This window comes from Cobetia sp. LC6 (assembly GCF_030264805.1).
GTDB lineage: Bacteria > Pseudomonadota > Gammaproteobacteria > Pseudomonadales > Halomonadaceae > Cobetia.
Genome location: NZ_JASSPL010000002.1, coordinates 85,356 through 108,172, shown reverse-complemented (window position 1 = coordinate 108,172; position 22,817 = coordinate 85,356). Strand labels below are relative to the sequence as shown.

The following is a 22,817-nucleotide window of genomic DNA, read 5'->3' as shown; positions in this document are numbered from 1 at the left end:
GGTGACCGTTACCACGCCAGGGGGCATGAGATTGGCAGCCAGTTTACCGCTATTGATGCTCACTAGGAGAGATTCATGAAATCACGTGCTGCGATTGCGCTGGAAGCCGGCAAGCCGCTGGAACTGGTCGAGATCGATGTCGAAGGGCCGAAGGCCGGTGAGGTGCTGGTACGTATCGTCAATACCGCCGTCTGTCACACCGATGCGTACACACTGTCCGGCGCAGACCCGGAAGGCCTGTTCCCGTCCGTGCTGGGCCACGAAGGCGCCGGTATCGTCGAGGAAGTGGGCGAAGGCGTGACTGGCCTGGTGCCGGGCGACCACGTCATTCCGCTCTACACCGCGGAATGTGGCAAGTGCAAGTTCTGCCTCTCCGGCAAGACCAACCTGTGCAGCGCCGTGCGTGCCACCCAGGGCCGCGGCCTGATGCCGGACGGCACCTCGCGCTTCTCCCTCGATGGCAAGATGCTGCACCACTACATGGGTACCTCCACCTTCTCCGAGTACACCGTGGTGCCGGAAGTCTCGCTGGCCAAGGTGTCCAAGGAGGCCCCGCTGGACAAGATCTGCCTGCTGGGCTGTGGCGTCACCACCGGTATCGGCGCGGTGATGAACACCGCCAAGGTCGAGCCGGGGGCTACCGTCGCCATCTTCGGCCTCGGTGCCATCGGTCTGGCCGCCATCCAGGGTGCGGTGATGGCCAAGGCGTCGCGCATCATCGCCATCGACATCAATGAGGACAAGTTCGACCTGGCCCGCAAGTTCGGCGCCACCGACTTCGTCAACCCGAGCAAGCTGTCCGTGCCGGTCCAGGAAGCCATCGTCGACATGACCGACGGCGGCGTCGACTACTCCTTCGAGTGCATCGGCAACGTTAATGTCATGCGTGCGGCGCTTGAGTGCGCGCACAAGGGCTGGGGTGAATCCATCATCATCGGCGTCGCCGGCGCCGGTGAAGAGATCTCCACCCGTCCGTTCCAGCTGGTGACCGGGCGCGTCTGGAAAGGCTCCGCCTTCGGTGGCGTCAAGGGTCGTACCGAACTGCCGGGCTACGTCGAACGTTACATGGACGGCGCGATCAATCTGGACGACTTCATCACTCACCAGATGCCGTTCGAGAAGATCAACGAATCCTTCGATCTGCTGCACGAAGGAAAGTCGATCCGTACCGTGCTGAGCTTCTGATCCAGGGCTGAGCTGCCGCCGGGCAACACGAAAAAGCGTGTTGCCCGGTGATGCCAGGCGCGCGAAACGGCGTCGGCTTGCCGACGCCGTTTTCATGGGCGATATCACAAGGGAGAGCATGATGACCGCGACCGAACAACTCGAGCTGGTCAGCGCCAACAAGGTGCATGGCGGCTGGCTCAAGCGTTACCGTCACCGCAGCGGCAGCCTGGATTGCGACATGGTGTTCGCCATCTATCTGCCGCCACAGGCCGAACAGGGCCCGGTGCCGATGCTGTGGTGGCTGTCGGGGCTGACCTGCACCGACGAGAACTTCATGCAGAAGGCCGGCGCGCAGAAGAAGGCGGCGGAACTGGGCATCGCCCTGATCTGCCCGGACACCAGTCCGCGCGGCGTCAATCTGGACGGCGAAGACGACAGCTACGACTTCGGCAGTGGCGCAGGCTTCTATCTCAATGCCACCCGCGAGCCGTGGGCGCGTCATTACCGCATGTATGACTACGTCACCGAGGAGCTGCCGGCGCTCGTCAAGCGTCACTTCCCGGTGGACGGCGAGCGCGAGTCCATCTCCGGTCACTCCATGGGCGGCCATGGCGCCCTGATCTGCGCGCTGAAGAATCCGGGCCGCTATCGTTCGGTCTCGGCCTTCGCGCCGATCGTCAATCCGATGTCCTGCCCGTGGGGCGAGAAAGCCTTCAGCGGCTATCTCGGCGATGACCGCGCCCAGTGGGCGCAGTGGGACGCCTGTGAGCTGGTCAAGCAGGTTGGAGAGAACGGCGCCGCGCGTCAGGAGCTGTTCGTCGAGCAGGGCGAGAGTGATCAGTTCCTCGAGGAGCAGCTCAAGCCGGAGCGTCTGGAGGCAGTCTGCGCCGAGCTGGATCACCCGCTTGTCCTGCGTCGTCAGCCCGGCTACGACCATAGCTACTTCTTCATGGCCAGTTTCATCGATGAGCATTTGACCTACCACGCGAAACACCTTTTTTGAGGTGTGAGTGTGGTAGCCAGTAGAAATGAAAAGGCACGCGAAACACCTGCTTTAAGGTGTGAGTGTGGTAGCTGGTAGAAATGAAAAGGCACGCGAAACACCTGCTTTGAGGTGTGAGTGTGGTAGCCGGTAGACATGAAAAGGCACGCGAAACACCTGTTCTGAGGTGTGAAGGTGCCAATCGCAGGTGATCGCTCGCCGAGCAGAGATACTGCGTGAAAGATAGAAACGACAGTCCCGCTATCGATTGATGGATAGCGGGACTGGCGTTTTTTCGTCATGAGAAGCGGGGTCTTTCAGAACCTCAAGGCATGAAAGCCTGTTCTGGTGATGTTTGCTTATGCTGCGTCGGTGGCAGCCAACTCAGGCGTTATTCTGTGTCGTATGGCAACGATGATTTGCTGCACAGCGGCGATAAAGTCACTGCGCCAGGCAGGCGCGATGGTTTACTGTCGAGACGTGGACAACGCACGACGTCCAGGCAGTGAATCACGACATCCCTGACGCTATCGGAATTGCAGAGGTCGCTTGTTGGCCTCCCCCCTGATGGGGCCGATCGCCGATGTCGTCGCTGCTGGAGCCGGCCCCTCAAGGTTCGCTCCCTGCTGAGACCCAATAACGATAATACTGCGGACCCCCGCCAGCCTCATCAGGCTACGGGAGAGGGCACCACGAGGCCCCGGTCTGCCACTCAAGCAGATATGAAGAAGGACTTCTCTCATGGCATTGACCAGTGGCCGTTTCGCCCGCCCGTACGAAGCTCACTCATCCGCTGCAGGTATGGCCGGCGAAACGCGTCAGCCGCAGACCATCGGCTTCCTGCTGCTCGACAGCTTCACGCTCATCTCGCTGGCCTCGGCAGTGGAACCGTTGCGCATGGCCAATCAGCTGGCCGGACGCGAGCTGTACCGCTGGTATACCGTGACGCTTGAAGGCACCCCCGTGCGTGCCAGCGATGGCCTGCAGGTCACGCCCGATACCTCCGCCGAGGCGTGCCCGCCACTGGATATCGTCATCGTGTGTGGCGGCGTCGGCATCCAGCGCTCCGTGCATCGTCCGCATGTCAGCTGGCTGCAGGCGCAGGCACGTGCCGGTCGCAAGCTGGGTGCCGTCTGTACTGGCAGCTGGGCGCTGGCCCAGGCGGGGTTGCTCGAAGGCCACGAGACCAGCATCCACTGGGAGTGTCTGGCCGCGATGCAGGAGGCCTTCCCGCGCGTACCGCTGACCACACGACTGTTTTCCATCGATCAGGACCGCGCCACGGCCTCCGGCGGTACCGCGCCGATGGACATGATGCTGACCATGATCGGTCGCGAGCATGGCCGCGAGCTGGCGGCGGGCATCTCCGAGATGTTCATCTGCGATCGCGTGCGTGGCGAGCAGGACCAGCAGCGCGTGCCGCTCAAGCATGTGCTGGGCACCACCCAGCCGAAGCTGCTGGAAATCGTCGCGCTGATGGAGGCCAATCTGGAAGAGCCCATCGGCCTGGACGAGCTGGCGCACTATGTCGATGTCTCGCGCCGTCAGCTGGAGCGGCTGTTCCAGCGCTATCTGCACTGCTCGCCGTCACGCTACTACCTCAAGCTGCGCCTGACCCGCGCACGTCAGCTACTCAAGCAGACGGCGCTGTCGATCATCGAGGTGGCCTCGGCCTGTGGCTTCGTCTCCACGCCGCACTTCTCCAAGTGCTACCGCGAGTACTTCGGCATACCGCCACGTGACGAGCGCATCGGTGGCGAGCGCAGTGTCAGCGTGCTCGAGGTACCATGTCGCGCCGATGGCGATCACCAGCTGACCGGTGTCGCCAGCCTGGAAGGGCTGCTGCACCAGTCGATCGGCCAGAGCATGGTCGGCAATGCGCCCCTGCAACCGGCCAGCGAGTCCCCCGTTTCCTCGGCGATTCTGGCACTGGCCAATGCGCGCGGTGAGCCGACCTACGCCAGCGTGCGTCTGCAGGGCTGACACCTGCCGACTGGCCAGCTTCCCGCAACGTCCAGCGCCTCTGTCTCTGTGGCAGGGGCGTTGTCGTTTTCACCGGAGCCACCGGCACGCTCTGGTACACTCGAAGGCGCTATGCAGCAGTAGCTGACAAAACAATGGCTCGGCGGCAGGATTGACGCGCCACGACAAGCACGACAGGGGACAGCAAGGGATGGCACGAGGACAGCAACGCAGGCAGGAAGGCACGGAGCGTGTGGCGGGTGTGCGGCGCGGGGCGACACGCCGCCCGGCGCCGCGTGCCGGCATGCGCCCGATGGAGCGTCTGCGCTGGCTGGCGGTGTTGGCATTCAAGGTCGTTGCCTGCTGGATGGTGGCCTGTGTCGGCCTGGTGGTGTTGCTGCGCTTCGTGCCGCTGCCGGTGTCGATGGTGATGCTGGAGAAGTGGGGCCATGGCCTGATCACCGGCGATCCGATGGCGCTGCAGCATGACTGGGTGCCGATGGAGCAGATTTCCAACAATGCCCGTCTGGCGGTGATCGCCTCGGAAGACCAGAAATTCCCCGATCACTACGGCTTCGATGTCGACCAGATCGTCAAGGCCATCGATGCACGGCTGGCCGGTGAACGCCTGCGCGGCGCCAGTACCATCAGCCAGCAGACCGCCAAGAATGTCTTCCTGTGGAACGGGCGCAGCTGGGTGCGCAAGGGGCTGGAGGTCTGGTTCACCATCCTGATCGAGATGATCTGGCCCAAGGAGCGCATTCTCGAGGTCTACCTGAACGTCGCCGAATGGGGGCCGGGCATCTTCGGTGTCGAGGCCGCGGCCGAACATCACTTCAATACCGATGCCGCCAGCCTTTCCGCCTATCAGGCCAGTCTGCTGGCGGCGGTACTGCCCAACCCGATCCGCTTCAATGCCGGCAAGCCCTCGGCCTATATCCAGCGCCGCGCCAGCTGGACACGTCGCCAGATGAACAACCTCGGCATGGGCTACCTGAAGCGTCTGGAACAACCCCGTGGCTGGCTGAGCTGGGACCTGCTGCCTTCGCTGAAGGAGCTGTCCCCCGCGCATTGAGCGGCGTGACGCTACACCCTCGGCTGTCCCACGACGCCCCGGCTTTCTCGAGTCGGGGCGTCGTCGTTTCAGAAACGACAGCCCTGACGCGATTCGATAGCCACGGGTCGCATCTGGCGTCAGAGGGGCAAGAGGGCAGGACTATGCTGGCACAGCCTGCTGGAGATCGTGCTCCGACAGGCCCTGTCCGCCGGGTACGGGCAGTGACCTGACTTCCAGAGCCGCCTGCCCAGCGCCGGAGCGACATGATGTCCGAATTCTCCTCCTCCTTCGGTGGGTCCGATGCGGCCCGCGCCCTGCACGATGACAGCATCGTCATCGATGGTCTGGTGATCGCCAAGTGGCAGCGCGAGCTGTTCGAGGACATGCGCAAGGGCGGTCTGACCGCCGCCAACTGCACTGTCTCGGTGTGGGAAGGCTTCCAGGCGACCGTCAACAACATCGTCAAGAGCAACCAGCTGATCGCCGAGAGCAGTGACCTGGTCTGCGTGGCGCGCACGGCCGCCGACATCCGCGCCGCCAAGGCCGCCGGCAAGACCGGCATCATCTACGGCTTCCAGAATGCCAACGCCTATGAAGACCAGATCGGCTATGTCGATGTCTTCAAGCAGCTCGGCGTGGGCATCGTGCAGATGTGCTACAACACCCAGAATCTGGTCGGCACCGGCTGCTACGAGCGCGATGGCGGCCTGTCCGGCTTCGGCCGCGAGATGGTCGCCGAGATGAACCGCGTCGGCGTGATGTGTGATCTCTCCCACGTCGGTTCGAAGACCTCCGAGGAAGTCATCCTCGAATCGAAGGTGCCTGTCTGCTATTCCCACTGCGCGCCGGCCGGTCTCAAGGACCACCCGCGTAACAAGTCCGATGCCGAGCTGCGCTTCATCGCCGAACACGGCGGCTTCGTCGGCGTCACCATGTTCACTCCCTTCCTCAAGGCCGGCGTCAACGCCACCGTCGATGACTACGTCGAGGCCATCGAATACGTGATGAACCTGGTCGGCGAGGATGCCATCGGCATCGGTACCGACTTCACCCAGGGCCACGGTCAGGACTTCTTCGAGTGGCTGACCCACGACAAGGGCTACGCCCGTCGTCTCACCAACTTCGGCAAGATCGTCAATCCGGAAGGCATCCGCACCATCGGCGAGTTCCCCAATCTGACCGAGGCGCTGCTGCGTCGCGGCATGAGCGAGCATCAGGTGCGCAAGATCATGGGCGAGAACTGGTTGCGCACGCTGGAAAACGTCTGGGGCGGCTGAGTCTGTCTGCCCAGGCCTTTTCTGGTTCGCCCTTTCTTGATCGCACTTTCCTGATCTCTTTTGCATTGCCCTTTCAGCCCCCCTTTGGAGGACACCGACATGAGCAAGCTGGCCCCTGAACTGCCGATCGAAGTGGATAGCGAGACCGGCGTCTGGACGTCCGATGCGCTGCCGATGCTGTACGTGCCGCGTCATTTCTTCATCAACAACCATGTCGCGGTGGAAGAGGCGCTGGGCGTGGAGAAATACGCCGAGATTCTCTATCACGCCGGCTACAAGAGCGCCTGGCACTGGTGTGAGAAGGAAGCCGAGCTGCATGGCCTGGTCGGCGTGGAAGTCTTCGAGCACTACATGAAGCGTCTGTCGCAGCGCGGCTGGGGCCTGTTCATCACCGAGGAGATCGATCTGGAGCGCGGTACCTGCAAGGTGCGTCTGGAACACTCCTGCTTCGTCTATCAGCAGGGCAAGACCGGCACCAAGCTCGAGTACATGTTCACCGGCTGGTTCGCCGGCGCGATGGACCAGATTCTGGCCGCGCGTGGCAGCGAGCTGCGCACCGTCGCCGTCCAGACCCAGAGCGGCGGTGAGGAAGGCTGTGACGTGGGGTATTTCGAGGTCGCTCCCGGAACAGTGTGACGTTTTCGGATCCGCCACTCTCTATTCCATGGTTCGGGCCCAGATCCGGCCCAGGCAATAGGCAACAGCACACGCTGGCCGCTCGATCATCTCTCTGTCACGACACTCATCACCCACAACAACGACAACGCAACGCCTGAGCGCCGCCTTTCCTGACATGCAAGACGCCTGACGCCAACCCCGCCGCCATCAGCCACGACTCGTGGCGGCGGGCAGGCCAGGCCAGCGTGACGAGGCGGCGCTCTCCCCGGCGAGGAGCTCTCACCATGGCATTCGACGCACTCTTCCAGCCGATCGAGATCGGCAAGCTGACCATCCGCAACCGCGTCGTCAGTACCGCCCACGCCGAGGTGTATGCCACCGATGGCGGCATGACCACCGAGCGCTACGTGCGCTACTACGAAGAGAAGGCCAAGGGCGGGTGTGGCCTGTGCATCTGTGGTGGCTCCTCGGTGGTCTCCATCGACAGCCCGCAGGGCTGGTGGAGCTCCGTCAATCTGTCGACCGACCGCATCATTCCGCATTTCCAGAATCTGGCCGATGCCGTGCACAAGCATGGCGGCAAGATCATGATCCAGATTACCCACATGGGCCGTCGCTCGCGCTGGGACGGCTTCGACTGGACCTCGCTGATGTCGCCGTCCGGCATCCGCGAGCCGGTGCACCGCTCCACCTGCAAGACCATCGAGGTGGAAGAGATCCAGCGTATCATCGCCGATTTCGCCCAGGCGGCGCGGCGTGCCAAGGAAGGCGGCCTGGACGGCGTCGAGCTGTCCGCCGTGCACCAGCATCTGATCGACCAGTTCTGGAGCCCGCGCGTCAACAAGCGCACCGACGAATGGGGTGGCAGCTTCGAAGGCCGCATGAAGTTCGGTCTCGAGGTGCTCAAGGCAGTGCGCGCCGAGGTCGGTGACGACTTCGTGGTCGGCATGCGCATCTGTGGCGATGAATTCCATCCCGATGGCCTGTCGCATGACGACATGAAGCAGATCGCGGCCTATTACGACGCCACCGGCCTGCTCGACTTCTTCGGCGTGATCGGCTCGGGCTGTGATACCCACAACAGCCTCGCCAACGTCATTCCCAACATGTCCTACCCGCCGGAACCCTTCCTGCATCTGGCCTCCGGCATCAAGGAAGTCGTCTCGATTCCGGTGATCCACGCCCAGAACATCAAGGACCCCAACCAGGCCGAGCGCATTCTGGAAGGCGGCTATGTCGACATGGTCGGCATGACCCGCGCCCACATCGCCGACCCGCACATCATCGCCAAGATCAAGATGGGCCAGCTCGACCAGATCAAGCAGTGCGTCGGTGCCAACTACTGCATCGACCGTCAGTATCAGGGCCTCGACGTGCTGTGCATCCAGAATGCCGCCACATCGCGCGAATACATGGGGCTGCCGCATCAGATCGAGAAGACCAGCGGCCCGGTGCGCAAGGTCGTCATCGTCGGCGGTGGTCCGGCCGGCATGGAGGCAGCCCGCGTGTGCGCCGAACGCGGCCACGACGTGACGCTGTTCGAGGCCCGTGACGAGCTTGGCGGCCAGATCACCATCGCCGCCAAGGCACCGCAGCGCGATCAGATCGCCGGCATCACGCGCTGGTATCAGCTGGAACTGGCGCGCCTGAAGGTCGACCTGCGCCTGGGCACGCGGGCCGATGAGGCCACCATCCGTGACCTGCGTGGCGATGTGGTGATCCTCGCGGTGGGTGGCCGTCCGTTCATGGAGCAGTTCGAATCCTGGGGCTACGACGAAGACCCGGCCAGGAGCCTGATCGTCTCTTCCTGGGACGTGCTGGACGGGCGCGTCGCACCGGGCAGCAACGTGCTGATCTACGACAGCATCTGCGAGTTCTCCGGGGTCTCGGTGGCCGACTATCTGGCCGACAAGGGCGCCCGGGTCGAGATCGTCACCGATGACATCAAGCCCGGCGCGGCGGTCGGTGGCACCACCTTCCCGACCTATTACCGCAGCCTGTATGCCAAGGAAGTCGTGATGACCTCCGACATGGTGCTGCATGAGGTCTACCGCGAAGGCGAAGGCCTGGTGGCGGTGCTCGAGAACGAGTACACCGGCACGCTGGAAGAGCGCGTCGTCGATCAGATCGTGGTCGAGAACGGCGTACGCCCGGATGAGGCGCTCTACTACGCCTTAAAGGACGGCTCGCTCAACAGGGGCCAGATCGACGTCGAGTCGCTCTACGCCATCAAGCCGCAGCTGTGCCTGAGTCAGGCCACCGACGGGGATGATTACCTGCTGTTCCGCCTCGGTGACTGCAACGCACCGCGCAACACCCACGCCGCCATCTATGACGCCCTGCGCCTGTGCAAGGATTTCTGATCGCGCCTGACACATAGGTGGGAGGTTTGGCTATGAACGAAACAGTGTTGTCGGTATTGATCTTCGCCGCGCTGGCGCTGGCCGCCATCGGTGCAGTCAAGCGCATCGGCCTTTGGCGCCAGGGGCGGGCGGACGCCACGTCCATGAGCATGGGAGAGCTGATCGCGAGCCTTGCCAAGGTACCGCGCCGCTACGGGGTGGACCTGCACCACGTGGTCGCGCGGGACCGCTACATGGCCAACACCCACGTCGCCACCGGCGGTGGCTTCGTGGCCGCGGCGCTGCTGATGGTGGTGGTCTACGGCTTCGGCTTCGACTCCGCCTGGCTGGGCGTCTTGCTGCTGCTGGCCAGTGGCGCGATGTTCGGTGGCGCGCTGTTCGTGCGTCGTCGTCGCCTCGACCCGCCGGCGTGCCTGTCGCGTGGTCCGTGGATGCGTCTGCCCAGGAGCCTGCTGGTGTTCTCCGCCAGCCTGTTCGTGATGAGTCTGTCACTGGTGCTGCCGGAAGGCGTCGGCGGCATGATCTCCGGCGGTATTCTCGGGTTGGTGCTGGTGGCGGGCATCGCCTGGGGGCTGCTCGAGATGATTGTCGGCATGACCGGCGGCGGCTCGCGCATCACCGGGCCGATGAAGCATGCCTTCGCCGGCGCGCTGCATCTGGCCTTCCATCGACGTCCGGAACGTTTCAGCACTCGTGACAGTGCCGGCATCCGCGACAGCGCATTGCTGCCGCTGGACCTGACCAACCCCGAAGCACCGCTGGGCGTCGGCAAGCCTGCCGACTTCAATTGGCGTCAGCTGCTGGGCTTCGATGCCTGCGTGCAGTGCGGGCGCTGTGAAGCGGTGTGCCCGGCGTTCGCGGCCGGTCAGCCGCTCAATCCCAAGAAGCTGATCCAGGACATGGTGGTGGGCATGGCGGGGGGCAGTGATGCCGCCTATGCCGGTTCACCCTATCCGGGCGATGAGCCCGGGCGCGCGCCCGGCCAGCATGGCGGCGGCCCGCAGCAGGCCATCGTCGGGGCTTCTCCGCATGCTCGCCCGGCAGCTCAGGCCGTTGACTCTGATAGCCAGACCGTTGCCTCTGGACCGATCCAGATCAAGGCGGCACCGAGCGCTGCGGGTGAAGCGACAGATGGCGACAAGCTGATCCACGAATTCAAGGTACTGGTCGAGCCGGAAACCCTGTGGGCCTGCACCACCTGTCGCGCCTGCGTCGAGGAATGCCCGATGATGATCGAGCACGTCGATGCCATCGTCGACATGCGCCGTCACATGACGCTGGAGCAGGGCGCGACGCCGGGCAAGGGCGTCGAGGTGCTCGACAACCTGATCGCCACCGACAATCCGGGCGGCTTCGCGCTCGAGGCGCGACTGCATTGGGCGGCGGACCTCGACCTGCCATGCATCGCCGAGCTGCAGGCCGCCCGCGAGGCAGCGCGTGATCCGCGTCCGGTGGAAGCGCTGCTGTGGCTGGGCGATGGCGCCTTCGACATGCGCAACCAGCGCACGCTGCGCGCCTTCGTGCAGGTGCTGCGCGCCGCCAGGGTCGATTTCGCCATCCTCGGTGCGGAAGAGCGTGACAGTGGCGACGTGGCGCGTCGTCTGGGGGATGAGGCGACCTTCCAGTCGCTGGCCACCCGCAATATCGCCACCCTGTCGAAGTATCGCTTCGCGCGCATCATCACCTGCGATCCGCACAGCTTCCATGTGCTGGGGCGCGAATATGCCGCCTTCGGTGGCGACTACCTCGTCAACCACCACACCAGCTACATGAACGAGCTGCTGGCGGCCGGTCGTCTGAGCCTCGATACCACCCGACTGGCGACGCTCGGTTCGGTCACCTGGCATGACCCCTGCTATCTGGGGCGCTACAACGGGGAATTCGAGGCACCGCGTACCCTGCTGGCGACGCTGGGACTGGAAGTGCGCGAGATGCAGCGCTCCGGTTTCCGCTCGCGCTGTTGCGGCGGCGGCGGCGGCGCGCCGGTGACGGACATCCCCGGCAAGCAGCGTATCCCCGACATGCGCATGGGCGATGTGCGCGAGACCGGCGCCGAGGTAGTGGCGGTCGGCTGCCCGCAGTGCACCGCGATGCTGGAAGGCGTGGTGGCACCGGCCGGGGAAGCCGAACCCCAGGTGCTGGATCTGGCGGAACTGATGGCGCGGGCGCTGGTAACGGATGCGTCCACGCAGGGCTTGTCCACGCAAGGCTTGGCGACGTCGACCACGCAGCCTACTGACGCGGAGGTGGCGGCATGACGATTTCCGGCGATCCAAAAGCAACCGAGCATCCACACCCATCAGGGCATCCACAAGCATCCGAGCGCGAGCCGCTGCCACGCCGTGACCCGCGCCTGGAGCAGCAGGCACGCAATCGGCTGCACCCTGAGCATCTCATCGCGCTGCAGGCGCTGGGCCGTAGCGCGGCAGCCCCTCAGGAACGCTGGATGGGCCCGAAGGGTGTGATGCGTCGCGATCCGCATGTCGGGCACTTCATCGCCGCCAATGGCCGCAAACGCATCGATCGCAGTGGCCGCTCCGGGCCTGCCGCGGCGGGTGCTGGCCAGCCCGCTGTCACGGCCAAGGCGCGCGTGCTGCCGCTGGTCGAGATCGCATCACCCGCCTTCCTGATCGCGGTGGTGCCGGACATGACCGGCGGGCGACTCTCGAGTCATGACCGCGATGTGCTGGGGCTGGCGCGTCAGATCGCCGATGCCGACCCCGCCCATCAGGGTGCGGTACTGGCCGTCACCTTCGGTACCTTGCGTGAGGATGGTGACGCTGCCGACAGCGCCGGGCTCGGTGCGGCGGGTGCCGATCGCTGGCTGCACTTTGCCGATACCCTTCACGATGGCTATGCGCCGCTGGCCCAGCTGGCGGAGCTCGAGGCCATCGATGGCAAGCTGGCACCACGGCTGTGGTTGCTGCCGGAATCCCGCACTGGCGGTGGTGAACGCGGCCGACGTCTCGGTGCGCGTCTGCTGTGCCAGGGCGATGCGCTGGCGCGGCCCAGCGGCAATGCCTATCAGCTCGACGGTGAGCTTGCCGCCATCGGGCGTGGTGAGCTTGCCGAGGTGAACGTCACCGGGCGCAGCGGCAATGGTCAGCAGGACCTGACCCGCCCGCTGACCCGTATCGTGCTGTGCGAGGCGGAGTGCGCCGAGCCGGTGGAAGATGTGCGCCACGCCGCGCTGCCGCTCGAGTGGGAGACGGCCAGTACCGTGCGCGCCGTGCCAGACGTGATCGAAGATCTTGGCCCGGTGGCCGTCGATCCCTCCGCGATCGCGCTGGGCGAGGCGGAATTCATTCTCTCGGCGGGCAATGGTATCCGCGATTGGGATGGCTTCCACCGCGCCGCCAGCCTGCTGGGGGCTACCGAAGGCGCCTCGCGGGTGGCGGTGGATGACGGCTTCATGCCGCGTGCCCGTCAGGTCGGCGCCACCGGTACCTGGGTGACGGCGCGGGTCTATGTCGCGGTGGGCATCTCGGGGGCCATCCAGCATCTGCAGGGCATCCAACGCTGCGACAAGGTGGTGGCCATCAACACCGATGGTGGCTGTGACATGGTCAAGCGTGCCGATCTTGCGGTGATCGGTGACGCCGGGGCGATTCTCGCCAGTCTCTGTCAGCAGCTCGAGGCCGAACGCAGTGTCGGCGGTGATGCCTCGGCGGTGGGACAGTCGCCTGCCGCGCCCTCGACATCATCCAGCACGTCATCCGCCACGCTTGCCGCCGACGCGGCCTGAGCTCGCGCCTGCGACAGGGGAAAGGAGAAGGACATGAAGGCAGATCGTTCATCCGTTGCACGGCAGGCCATGGCACCGCTTGAGGTGGTGAGTCTGGTGTCGCTGGGGCAGCACCCGGTTTCGGGGCGTCTGCGGCGCGCCGAGCAGGACGCCCGCGCCCTGGAGCTGTGTCTGGCGCTGGAGCGCCAGTCCGCGCCCGGTGCCGTCAGCCTCAGCGCCTGGCACGCCAGTGACAGCGAGATCGCGCCCGGTAGCGAGCAGGATCAGGCGCTGCGCGGTTATCTGGGCATGGGGCTGGAGTTATTGACACTGGTGACGCCGGATTCTCTTCAAGCTGAACCGCTCAAGGCTGCTGATTCGCTCAAGGCTGCTGATCCGCAGGCGGCTGCTATTGATCAACCGGTCATCGATGTCTGGCCGCTGCTGGTCACGCGCCTCAAGCAGGCGGCACCGCAGCTGGTGGTGTGTGGCGGCCAGGGCGAGACCGGTGAGGGCAGTGGCCTGCTGCCGCATCTGCTGGCGGAGAGTCTCGGCTGGCCGTTGGTGGAGGGTATCGTCGCGATCGAGAGTTGCGATGGCGTGCATCTCACCGCCTTGCAGGCGCTGCCGCGTGGCCAGCGGCGACGACTGCGCGTAAAACTGCCGGCACTTGTCAGCGTCGATTCCGCGGCGCCGGCGGCGCGTCAGTCGGCCTTCGCGCAGGCGCGGCGCGGTGAGCTTTCCTCACTGCCCAGCGGCGAGCTTGTGCATGATGCGCAGGCCGGGGCCTTCGGCGTGGCCCCGGCTCGCAAGCGTCCCAAGCGCTTGAAGCGAATCAAGGCGACCAGCGCGCGGGACCGTTTCAAGGCCGCGGCCGCCAAGGCGGAAGGGGGGGGGGGCAAGCGGCTGGAAGGCGTGAGCGCCGAGGAGGGCGCGGCGGAAATCCTCAAGCTGCTGCGTGAGGAAGGCGTGCTGCGCTGAAGTCATGCAGAGAGAGGTAAAAAGCCCCTGTCAGCAGAGCTGACAGGGGCTTTTTCATGCATCACAGAAGGCCGCTCCTTACAGAAAGATCACTCCTCCCACTGCCAGTCCTCATCGCTCAAGGGGTCGGGCGAGGTGTGCTCGTCGGTGCCCTGGGGGGCCTTGCGCGCTGCCTGACTGGCTTCGCGCTGGCGCATCGGCATGTTGTCGATCACCTGATAGATCTGGTCGGGGGAGACGAAGCCTTCCTGCTGCATCTTCTTGCCGCCGTCCTTGCCCATCAGGATGACGGTGAAGGGCGCGCCCTCGCGCAATTGCATGGCATCGCGCAGGGCACGCACCTCCTCGAAGCTCATCGGCACGCCATCGTGGATGCCGCGCGTGCCCATCAATGTATAGAGCGTCATGTCGCGCTGTTGCATCTCGCCACGCGTGGCGCGCAGTTCCTCGCGCTGACGCTCGAGGTCCCGGTCCTGCTCATCCGGCGCGATCAGCACCAGCGAGCGTCGGTTCCAGGTCTCGCCCAGCAGCGGGTTGGCGGCGGGGTCGACATTGGCGGCGGTCATGGTGGTCTCCGCGGTGTCCGGTGAGGTCGGGGGTGGCGGCGCGCCCGAGGATGTCTCGGAGGGCGCGTTCAGGTTGGCATCCGAATCCAGCAGGCTGATGGCATGCACCGGCGAGCTCAACAGCAGTGCCAGCAGAATGAGGCTCATCAGGCTCGACGCCAGCCTGTGATGCGAGAACAGTCGAGGCGGCGCGGACAGTACCTGTGTGGACAGTACCTGTGTGGAAAGTCTCTGCGCGGACGGTATGTACGTGGACATGGCAGTCCTCCGGCGGCAATGATATGAGCTGGGCCAGCCAGCCTGGGCTGTAGAAACAGGTTGCACGGAAGAATGGCACACCCCGGATGACAGCCTCTCCTTCAAGATTAAGACAGTCACCGAGAGTTTGCTGCCCGTTGGCGCGCGATTTATGTGGTACTTCATGACATGCCACCCTCATTCAGCCTGTGGAAAGACCCATGGCGACATGCCGCTAGCGGTGGCAACAGGTGGCGTGACCTCCTTGTGTAAAGCGCATGCCGCGTAGTGGTGGGCAGACTTCACGCGGCGTGCTGCAGATATTTTCACAATCGTGGCGCAAGCTGTATGCGCGTCCAGCCGTCATGACGCCCGCCATGCGCGGCCCCGAGGTTTTCACGTTGCTGATCTGCGACTCATGTAACTGTGTCGATACACAATGTTTTCAAAGAGTTGCATGAAAAAATGAACATCCTGTCGTCAGGCTCGTCTGAGTTAGGGCAAACACTTATTGATCACTGCTGGAGGCTGCAATGAAACGGATGACTGCATACATGACGGCTGCCCTGATTTCCGCGGGCATGATGTCGGCGCCGGCGTTCGCTGCTGATGCACCGGCCCAGGGTCAGTCTACTGCCCAGGCGGCACAGGCTCAGGCTGGCGATTTCACCGACGCTCAGCTGGAACAGTTCGCTGCGGCCTCTCAGGACATCGCACGCATCTCACAGGAATTCGCCGGCAAGCTGCAGAAGGCCGACGACGAGACTGCCAAGCAGAGCGTGCGTCAGGAAGCCAATGACGAGATGGTCAGCGCTGTCGAGGACTCCGGTCTGGAAGTCGCGACCTTCAACTCCATCGGTCAAGCGGTCCAGAACGACCCGGACCTGATGAAGAAGGTGCAGAAGCTGGCTCAGGAAAACTCCTGATCTCGCCTGGATGACGTTCGTGTCATCCAATGACAACGCCGCCCCCGGTTGCCGGGGGCGGCGTTTTTTTGTGCCCATGTCCTGCGACCTGTCAGTCAGCGCAGCATTGGGCAGTAAAGCTCTGGTCAGCGCGGCATGTCAGGCACCGGCAGCCGGACGAATGAGCATGTCCTGTGCCTTCTTTTCCTGCATCAAGCCACGGAACAGGGAATAGCACATCACCAGCAGCACCAGCGTGAACGGCAGTCCCGTGGCGATGGCGCCCGCCTGCAGCGAGCCCAGTGCAGCGCTACCCCCGCCATAGAGCAGGGCGCCGGCGATCAGACCTTCCATCGCTGCCCAGAACATGCGCTGGCTGACCGGGGCGTCGATCTTGCCACCGGCAGTGATCGAGTCGATCACCAGCGAGCCCGAGTCGGACGAGGTCACGAAGAACACCAGCACCAGCACGATGGCGATGAAGGATGCCACGCCGGACAGCGGCAGGTTGTCGAGCATCTGGAACATGGCCAGTGACACGGAATCGATGCCATTGGCCAGCGCGCCCACGCCATTGATGGCCTGTTCCAGGGCGGTGCCGCCGAAGACGGACATCCACACGATGGTGACCAGGGTCGGCACCAACAGCACGGCGGTGACGAATTCGCGTACGGTGCGGCCGCGCGAGACACGCGCGATGAACATGCCGACGAACGGTGACCAGGAAATCCACCACGCCCAGTAGAAGACGGTCCAGCCGTGGAACCAGCTTTCATCGGGGCGGCCGATCCAGTTGGACAGCGGCAGCAGATATTCCACATAGCTGAGGGTAGTGGTGCCCAGGCCCATGAGAATGGCGAGAGTCGGCCCGAAGATGAGGATGAAGATGATCAGGACGGCGGCGATGATCATGTTGATGTTGGAAAGCAGCTTCACGCCGCCATCCAGACCACGACTGACCGAGTAGATGGCCACCAACGTCACCAGGATGATGATCGCGATCTGGGTCGGCAAGCCATCGCCGACGCCGAACAGGTAGTCCAGACCCGATGCTGCCTGAGCGGAACCCAGCCCCAGCGAAGTCGCCAGGCCGAAGATGGTCGCCAGCACGGCGAGGATGTCGACGATATGCCCCATCCAGCCCCAGGTGCGCTCACCGAGTATCGGGTAGAACGCCGAGCGGATGGTCAGCGGCAGGCCCTTGTTGTAGGTGAAGAACGCCAGCGACAGCCCGACCACGGCGTAGATGGCCCAGGGATGCAGGCCCCAGTGATACATGGTGGCGCCCAGCGCGGCGCGTGCCCCTTCCAGCGTTCCGGCAGGCGCGTTCAGTGGCGTGCCGTACCAGTCGGTGTAATAGGCCACCGGCTCGGCGACGCTCCAGAACATCAGGCCGATGCCCATGCCGGCGGCGAACAGCATCGCGAACCAGGAGCGTGTCGAGAACTCCGGCTTCGCCTTCTGGCCGCCCAGGCGCAGCTTGCCCACCGGATGCACGATCAGCAGCAGGCAGAACAGCACGAAGAGGTTGCCGGCCAGCATGAACAGCCAATCGCCATGTGCGATGGACCAGGCCTTGGCGCCGCCCAGGGCACTTTCCGCGCCCGCAGGGAAGACGATGGCAAACAGGATGAAGCTGACGATCAGCACGGCGCTGATCGCGAAGACGGGGTTGTGAACATCGAGACCCATGACCTGGACATTGTCCTGGCCGATCTCGTAGTCCGTGTCATACGGATTCGATGACATGTGATGACCTCATGTTGTTATTGGTGTCGCCAGCCGGACAGGGCGGCTGGCGCGAAGCGAGGTGTTGTCGTGGTTGTCTCCCGGGGCTGCGATGTGGGAAGGGGGTGGAATGGCGATCCAGAGCGCGGTGGCGGGTCTGACTGCGGGGCAGGCCGCCGCCGGACCTTGGTGATTGTGTGAGGGCGGGACGAGGGCGAGTTAGCTGGATACGACGCCGACATGTGCGTGGCTGACACGCGAGTCGATTCGGTGGGGGAGGCGGTTGTCGCGGCTCTGCCCGCTTTGTAGATTGCGATCTACAGTGAAGGAACCTGCCTGGCTTGTCGGGCTTGCCTGACTTCGGACACCTATACATGGCCGCGTCCACGGCCCAGCCAGGCCGTTGACTCGACAGAACGATCCGCCAGTTCATAACGATAACAATGTGGTGCCGCCATGACGCCTGAGACCCTGACCGAGCCGACACCTGTCGCTCGCCGCCGTTCGCGCAGCCAGTTGCGCGGTCGTCCGCTGGATGCCGAGGCCTGGGCCGAGGTACAGCGCCTGCTGGGCGATGCCCCGGCGCAGCGCGACCTTCTGCTCGAATATCTGCATGTGCTCAATGATGAGGTCGGCTACCTGACGCTGGCTCATCTGCGCGCGCTGGCCGAGTGGATGCGCCTGCCGATGGCCGAGGTCTACGAGACGGCCACCTTCTATGCCCACTTCACCGTGGTTCGCGATGGCGAGACACCGCCCGCGGCGCTGACCGTGCGCGTCTGTGATTCGCTGTCCTGCCAGCTGGCCGGCTCCGAGGCCTTGCGCGCCGGCCTCGCCTCGGGGCTGGACCCCGAACAGGTGCGCGTGCTGCGTGCGCCTTGCATGGGGCGCTGCGACAGTGCGCCGGTGGCGGAGGTCGGACATTGCCATCTGGGCCACGCCAGCGTGGAAGGCGTCACGGCGGCGATTGCCGAAGGCCAGGTGCATGCCGCGCCGGCTGCGAGTCTTGCCTATCCGCGGCTGACGCAATATCGCGCCAGTGGCGGCTATGGGCTGCTTGCCGCGCTGGATGGCGGTGAGGTCAGCATCGAGGACCTGGCGCAGATGATCGAGCAGGCCGGTCTGCGTGGCCTGGGCGGGGCGGGCTTCCCGACGTTTCGCAAATGGGGCTTCGTGCGTGCCGAGGCCGGGCCGCGCTATTGCGTGATCAACGCCGATGAAGGTGAACCTGGCACCTTCAAGGACCGCTGCTATCTGGAGCGTGAGCCGCACACCTTCCTCGAGGGCGCGCTGGCCAGTGCGCATGCCATCGAGGCCGAGGCGCTCTATATTTATCTGCGCGACGAATACCCGACCCTGAATGAGGTGCTGCGTGAGTGCATCGCGGAGCTGGAAGCCGCAGGCCTCGTCGCGCCAGGCTATATCCAGCTGCGGCGTGGCGCCGGCGCCTATATCTGTGGCGAGGAATCGGCGCTGATCGAGTCGCTGGAAGGCAAGCCCGGCAAGCCGCGTCAGCGTCCGCCCTTCGTGGCCCAGTGCGGTCTGTTCGGTCGCCCGACCCTGGTCAACAACGTCGAGACGGTCTACTGGATCGCGCGGCTCCATCGCGAAGGCCATGACCACTACGTCGCGGCCGGGCGTCAGGGGCGGCAGGGGCTGCGCAGCTTCTCGCTTTCCGGGCGCGTCAGACGCCCGGGCATGTATCTGGCACCGGCCGGCATCACGCTCAGCGAACTGGTCGAGGAATATGGCGGCGGCATGGCCGACGGCCATCGTCTGCGTGCCTATCTGCCCGGCGGGGCCTCCGGCGGCATCCTGCCGGCCAGCAAGGCGGACCTGCCGCTGGATTTTGACACCCTGCAGGCCCACGGCTGCTTCATCGGCTCGGCCGCGGTGGTGGTGCTGTCGGATAAGGACGATCTGGCGGCGGTGGCGCGCAATCTGATGAGCTTCTTCATGGACGAGTCCTGCGGCCAGTGCACGCCGTGTCGTGTCGGCACGCGCCAGATGCTGGCGGCGCTCAGCAGCGATGAGTGGGATGAGACGCTGCTGACGCGCTTGTCGCAGGTGATGATGGACGCCTCGATCTGCGGGCTTGGTCAGGCCGCGCCCAATCCGGTGCTCGGCCTGCTCAAGGACTTTCGGGAGACCCTCGCCAGCAGCGGGGTGCGCTTGATCGCCACAAGCCATGCGGCTGACGCCACGGGAGGTGAGGCATGAATGCGCTGACAGGGTTGGGCAGCTCGTCCTCGGATGATCAGCCGCTGCACGAGGATGGTTTCACCATCACGCTGGATGGCGCCGAGGTGACGGCCTATCCCGGCGAGACGCTATGGAAGATCGCCAAGCGTGCCGGCGAGACGATTCCTCATCTCTGCTACAGCGAAACGCCGGATTATCGTGGCGATGGCAACTGTCGCGCCTGCATGGTCGAGATCGATGGCGAGCGCACCCTCGCCGCCAGCTGCATCCGCGAGGCGCGGGCGGGCATGGTGGTACGCAGTGCCAGTTCACGGCGTGCCGGCGAGGCGCGCGCGATGGTGGTGGAACTGCTCGCCGCCGACATGCCCGCCGAGGCGCACAACCCCGATGTCAGCAGCCACTTCATGGCGATGGCCGAGCTGCTGGCGGTGGATGTCGGGCGTGCTCGCGAGACCCTGGGCGGTGCCCGCGAGACGGTCCGCGAGTGGCTGGGGGAGACCGTGGAGGAGTGGTTGCCTACGCAGGCCAGCGCTCTCGATCACTCCCACACCGCGATGGCGGTCAATCATGATGCCTGCATCAGCTGTGGCCTGTGCGTGCGCGCCTGTCGCGAAGTGCAGGTCAATGACGTGATCGGGTTGGCGGGGCGCGGCAGCAATACGCGCATCGTGTTCGATCTCGAGGACCCGATGGGCGACAGCACCTGCGTCGCCTGTGGCGAGTGTGTGCAGGCCTGCCCGACCGGCGCCTTGATGCCCGCCGCCCAGGTGGATGAGCAGGGCTTCGGCGACAGCGCCGCCGTCGATGAGCGCGTCGCCTCCATCTGCCCGTACTGCGGCGTGGGCTGTCAGCTGGAGTATCAGGTCAGCCGTGGCAGCGGCGAGGCGTTGAGTGTCGAGGGTCAGCCGGTCGCGACCCTGGCGGATGCCCAGCAGGGCATGGCGGGCGCTAGCTCCCATAAGGCTGACAAGCGTCGGCAGCGCGTCGTGGATACACGGCTGGACAACATCATCGCGGTCAGTGGGCGCGATGGGCCGTCCAACCATGGCCGGCTGTGCGTGAAAGGGCGCTTCGGCTTCGATTATCCGCGTCATCCGGAGCGTCTGATCCGCCCTCTGATCCGCCGTGACGGCGTGGCCAAGGGGCTGGATGTGAACTTTGACCCCGCCCATCCGCTGACCCACTTCCGCGAGGCTAGCTGGGACGAGGCCCTCGAGGTCGCGGCCCAGGGGCTCATGCGCCTCAAGCGCGCGCATGGCTCCGACAGCCTGGCGGGCTTCGGCAGCGCCAAATGCACCAACGAGGAGGCGTGGCTGTTCCAGAAGCTGGTGCGCACCGGCTTCGGCTCCAACCATGTCGATCATTGCACGCGCCTGTGTCATGCAAGCTCGGTGGCGGCGCTGATGGAGGGCGTGGGCTCGGGCGGCGTGAGCGCCTCCTTCATGCAGGCCGAGCAGTCTGATCTGATCGTGCTGACCGGCTGCAACCCGGGCGTCAATCATCCGGTGGCGGCGACCTTCTTCAAGCGCGCCGCCAAGCGTGGCACACGCATCGTCGTGATCGACCCGCGTGCGCTGGCGCTGCGTCGTCAGGCACATCGCTCGATCCAGTTCACGCCGGGGGCGGACGTGGCGCTGTTCAATGCCATGCTCAATGTCATCATTACCGAGGGGCTGGCCAATCAGGCCTATATCGCGTCGCATACCGAGGACTTCGCCGCGCTGGCAGAGCATGTCGCGGCGTTGACGCCGGAGGCGATGTCGCCGCTGTGTGGCGTGGCGGCAGAAGAGATTCGCGCCGTGGCCCGTGAGTACGCGACCGCCAGGCGCGCGATGATCTTCTGGGGCATGGGCATCTCGCAGCACACCCACGGCACCGACAACGCGCGCTGTCTGATCGCGCTGGCGCTGGTGTGTGGTCACGTCGGGCGTGAAGGCACCGGCCTGCACCCGCTGCGCGGCCAGAACAACGTCCAGGGCGCCTCGGATGCCGGGATGATTCCGATGGTGTTCCCCGACTACCAGCCGGTGGGGGACACGGCGGCGCGCGAGCGACTGGAAGCGCTGTGGCAGACCCCGCTCTCGGCGACGCCGGGCCTGACGGTGGTGGAGATCATGCACGCCATCCACGCCGATCAGATCCGCGGCATGTACATTCTCGGCGAGAATCCGGCGATGTCGGACCCGGATCTCGAGCATGCGCGCAGCGCGCTGGCGCATCTGGAGCACCTGGTGGTGCAGGACATCTTCGTCACCGAGACGGCACAGTTCGCCGATGTGGTGCTGCCCTCGTACGCCTGGCCGGAGAAGGACGGCAGCGTCACCAATACCAACCGGCAGGTGCAGCGCGGGCGAGCGGCACTGCGCGCCCCGGGCGAGGCGAAGCCGGACTGGTGGATCACCCAGCAGCTGGCGCGGCGCATGGGGCTTGGCTGGGATTACGCCGGTCCGGAGGACATCTACGCCGAGATGCAACAGGGCATGGATTCCCTCGACAACATCGACTGGGCGCGGCTGTCCGAGGAGAACTCGGTGACCTATCCGTGCCTGACGCCGGGAGGCGAGGGTGAGGATGTGGTGTTCGGCGAGGGCTTTCCGCGCGCCAGCGGCCGTGCCCGCTTCGTGCCGACCTGGCCCACGCCGCCGGATGAGACGCTGGATGACGACTACCCGACGGTGTTGACCACCGGTCGTCAGCTGGAGCACTGGCATACCGGCTCGATGACGCGCCGCGCGGAGGTGCTCGACAATCTCGAACCGGCCGCCGTGGCCACGCTCAATCCGGTGGAGCTGGAGCGCCTGGGCATCACGCCGGGCGAGCCGCTCTCGATCACCACGCGGCGTGGCCAGATCACTCTTGCCACCCGCGCCGATCCGCTGACGCCGGCCGGCATGGTCTTCGTGCCATTCTGCTACGCCGAGGCTGCCGCCAACCTGTTGACCAATCCGGCGCTCGATCCGGTGGGCAAGATTCCCGAGTTCAAGTACGCCGCCTGCCGTCTGGCCAGAGCCGAACCCGCCGAGGTGGGTGTGGAGAGTTGAAGCGGAC

General features: G+C 65.0%; 15 protein-coding genes. 13 read left to right on the top strand and 2 right to left on the bottom strand.

The annotated features are described in order from the left end of the window. Window positions 1-75: 75 nt before the first annotated feature. The 10 genes from QQF40_RS03760 (at window position 76) to QQF40_RS03715 (ending at window position 14,131) form a co-directional block, all read left to right on the top strand. Window positions 76-1,185 carry an S-(hydroxymethyl)glutathione dehydrogenase/class III alcohol dehydrogenase gene (locus tag QQF40_RS03760; protein ID WP_285460489.1) on the top strand — a complete coding sequence of 370 codons (1,110 nt, stop codon included), beginning with the start codon at window positions 76-78 and terminating at the stop codon, window positions 1,183-1,185. Window positions 1,186-1,306: 121 nt separating this feature from the next. Next, window positions 1,307-2,170 (top strand): S-formylglutathione hydrolase, encoded by an 864-nt coding sequence (gene fghA, locus QQF40_RS03755; RefSeq protein ID WP_285460488.1) that lies wholly within the window; start codon window positions 1,307-1,309, stop codon window positions 2,168-2,170. 780 nt (window positions 2,171-2,950) lie between these two features. Further along, window positions 2,951-4,132 (top strand): choline metabolism transcriptional regulator GbdR, encoded by a 1,182-nt coding sequence (gbdR, locus tag QQF40_RS03750; protein WP_285460610.1) that lies wholly within the window; start codon window positions 2,951-2,953, stop codon window positions 4,130-4,132. 292 nt (window positions 4,133-4,424) lie between these two features. Beyond that, window positions 4,425-5,186, top strand: a complete 762-nt coding sequence (gene mtgA / locus QQF40_RS03745; protein ID WP_285460609.1) for a monofunctional biosynthetic peptidoglycan transglycosylase — start codon at window positions 4,425-4,427, stop codon at window positions 5,184-5,186. Window positions 5,187-5,434: 248 nt separating this feature from the next. After that, window positions 5,435-6,445, top strand: coding sequence for a dipeptidase (locus tag QQF40_RS03740; protein WP_052384560.1), 1,011 nt, complete (start codon window positions 5,435-5,437; stop codon window positions 6,443-6,445). Between the two features lie 99 nt (window positions 6,446-6,544). Beyond that, on the top strand, window positions 6,545-7,081 hold the full coding sequence (locus QQF40_RS03735; protein WP_285460487.1) for a DUF5943 domain-containing protein: 537 nt from the start codon (window positions 6,545-6,547) through the stop codon (window positions 7,079-7,081). A gap of 266 nt (window positions 7,082-7,347) precedes the next feature. Continuing rightward, window positions 7,348-9,426: a dimethylglycine demethylation protein DgcA gene (gene dgcA, locus QQF40_RS03730; protein WP_285460486.1), complete on the top strand. Its 2,079-nt coding sequence runs from the start codon at window positions 7,348-7,350 to the stop codon at window positions 9,424-9,426. A 32-nt stretch (window positions 9,427-9,458) separates the two neighbouring features. Beyond that, window positions 9,459-11,684: a (Fe-S)-binding protein gene (locus tag QQF40_RS03725; protein WP_285460485.1), complete on the top strand. Its 2,226-nt coding sequence runs from the start codon at window positions 9,459-9,461 to the stop codon at window positions 11,682-11,684. Continuing rightward, window positions 11,681-13,171 (top strand): electron transfer flavoprotein subunit alpha/FixB family protein, encoded by a 1,491-nt coding sequence (locus QQF40_RS03720; protein WP_285460484.1) that lies wholly within the window; start codon window positions 11,681-11,683, stop codon window positions 13,169-13,171. Before QQF40_RS03725 ends, QQF40_RS03720 begins: the two co-directional genes overlap by 4 nt. A gap of 33 nt (window positions 13,172-13,204) precedes the next feature. Next, entirely contained in the window at window positions 13,205-14,131 is a 927-nt protein-coding gene (locus QQF40_RS03715) for an electron transfer flavoprotein subunit beta (protein WP_285460483.1), read from the top strand. A gap of 89 nt (window positions 14,132-14,220) precedes the next feature. Here QQF40_RS03715 and QQF40_RS03710 read toward each other — a convergent pair whose 3' ends face one another. Beyond that, window positions 14,221-14,844 (bottom strand): DUF4174 domain-containing protein, encoded by a 624-nt coding sequence (locus QQF40_RS03710; protein ID WP_285460482.1) that lies wholly within the window; start codon window positions 14,842-14,844, stop codon window positions 14,221-14,223. A 623-nt stretch (window positions 14,845-15,467) separates the two neighbouring features. On the opposite strand from QQF40_RS03710, the gene QQF40_RS03705 reads away from it, so the two are divergent. Continuing rightward, entirely contained in the window at window positions 15,468-15,860 is a 393-nt protein-coding gene (locus QQF40_RS03705) for a DUF4168 domain-containing protein (RefSeq protein ID WP_043333741.1), read from the top strand. Window positions 15,861-15,998: 138 nt separating this feature from the next. On the opposite strand, the gene QQF40_RS03700 is transcribed toward QQF40_RS03705, so the two are convergent. Continuing rightward, window positions 15,999-17,588, bottom strand: a complete 1,590-nt coding sequence (locus QQF40_RS03700; protein WP_285460481.1) for a BCCT family transporter — start codon at window positions 17,586-17,588, stop codon at window positions 15,999-16,001. Between the two features lie 435 nt (window positions 17,589-18,023). Here QQF40_RS03700 and QQF40_RS03695 point away from each other — a divergent pair, with 435 nt between their 5' ends. Both QQF40_RS03695 and QQF40_RS03690 read left to right on the top strand, forming a co-directional pair. Next, the gene (locus QQF40_RS03695; RefSeq protein WP_285460480.1) at window positions 18,024-19,787 is read left to right on the top strand and encodes an NADH-ubiquinone oxidoreductase-F iron-sulfur binding region domain-containing protein; all 1,764 of its coding nucleotides are present in this window, start codon (window positions 18,024-18,026) and stop codon (window positions 19,785-19,787) included. After that, complete coding sequence (locus tag QQF40_RS03690; RefSeq protein ID WP_285460479.1) at window positions 19,784-22,810, top strand: molybdopterin-dependent oxidoreductase; 3,027 nt, start codon at window positions 19,784-19,786, stop codon at window positions 22,808-22,810. Before QQF40_RS03695 ends, QQF40_RS03690 begins: the two co-directional genes overlap by 4 nt. Window positions 22,811-22,817: the final 7 nt, after the last annotated feature.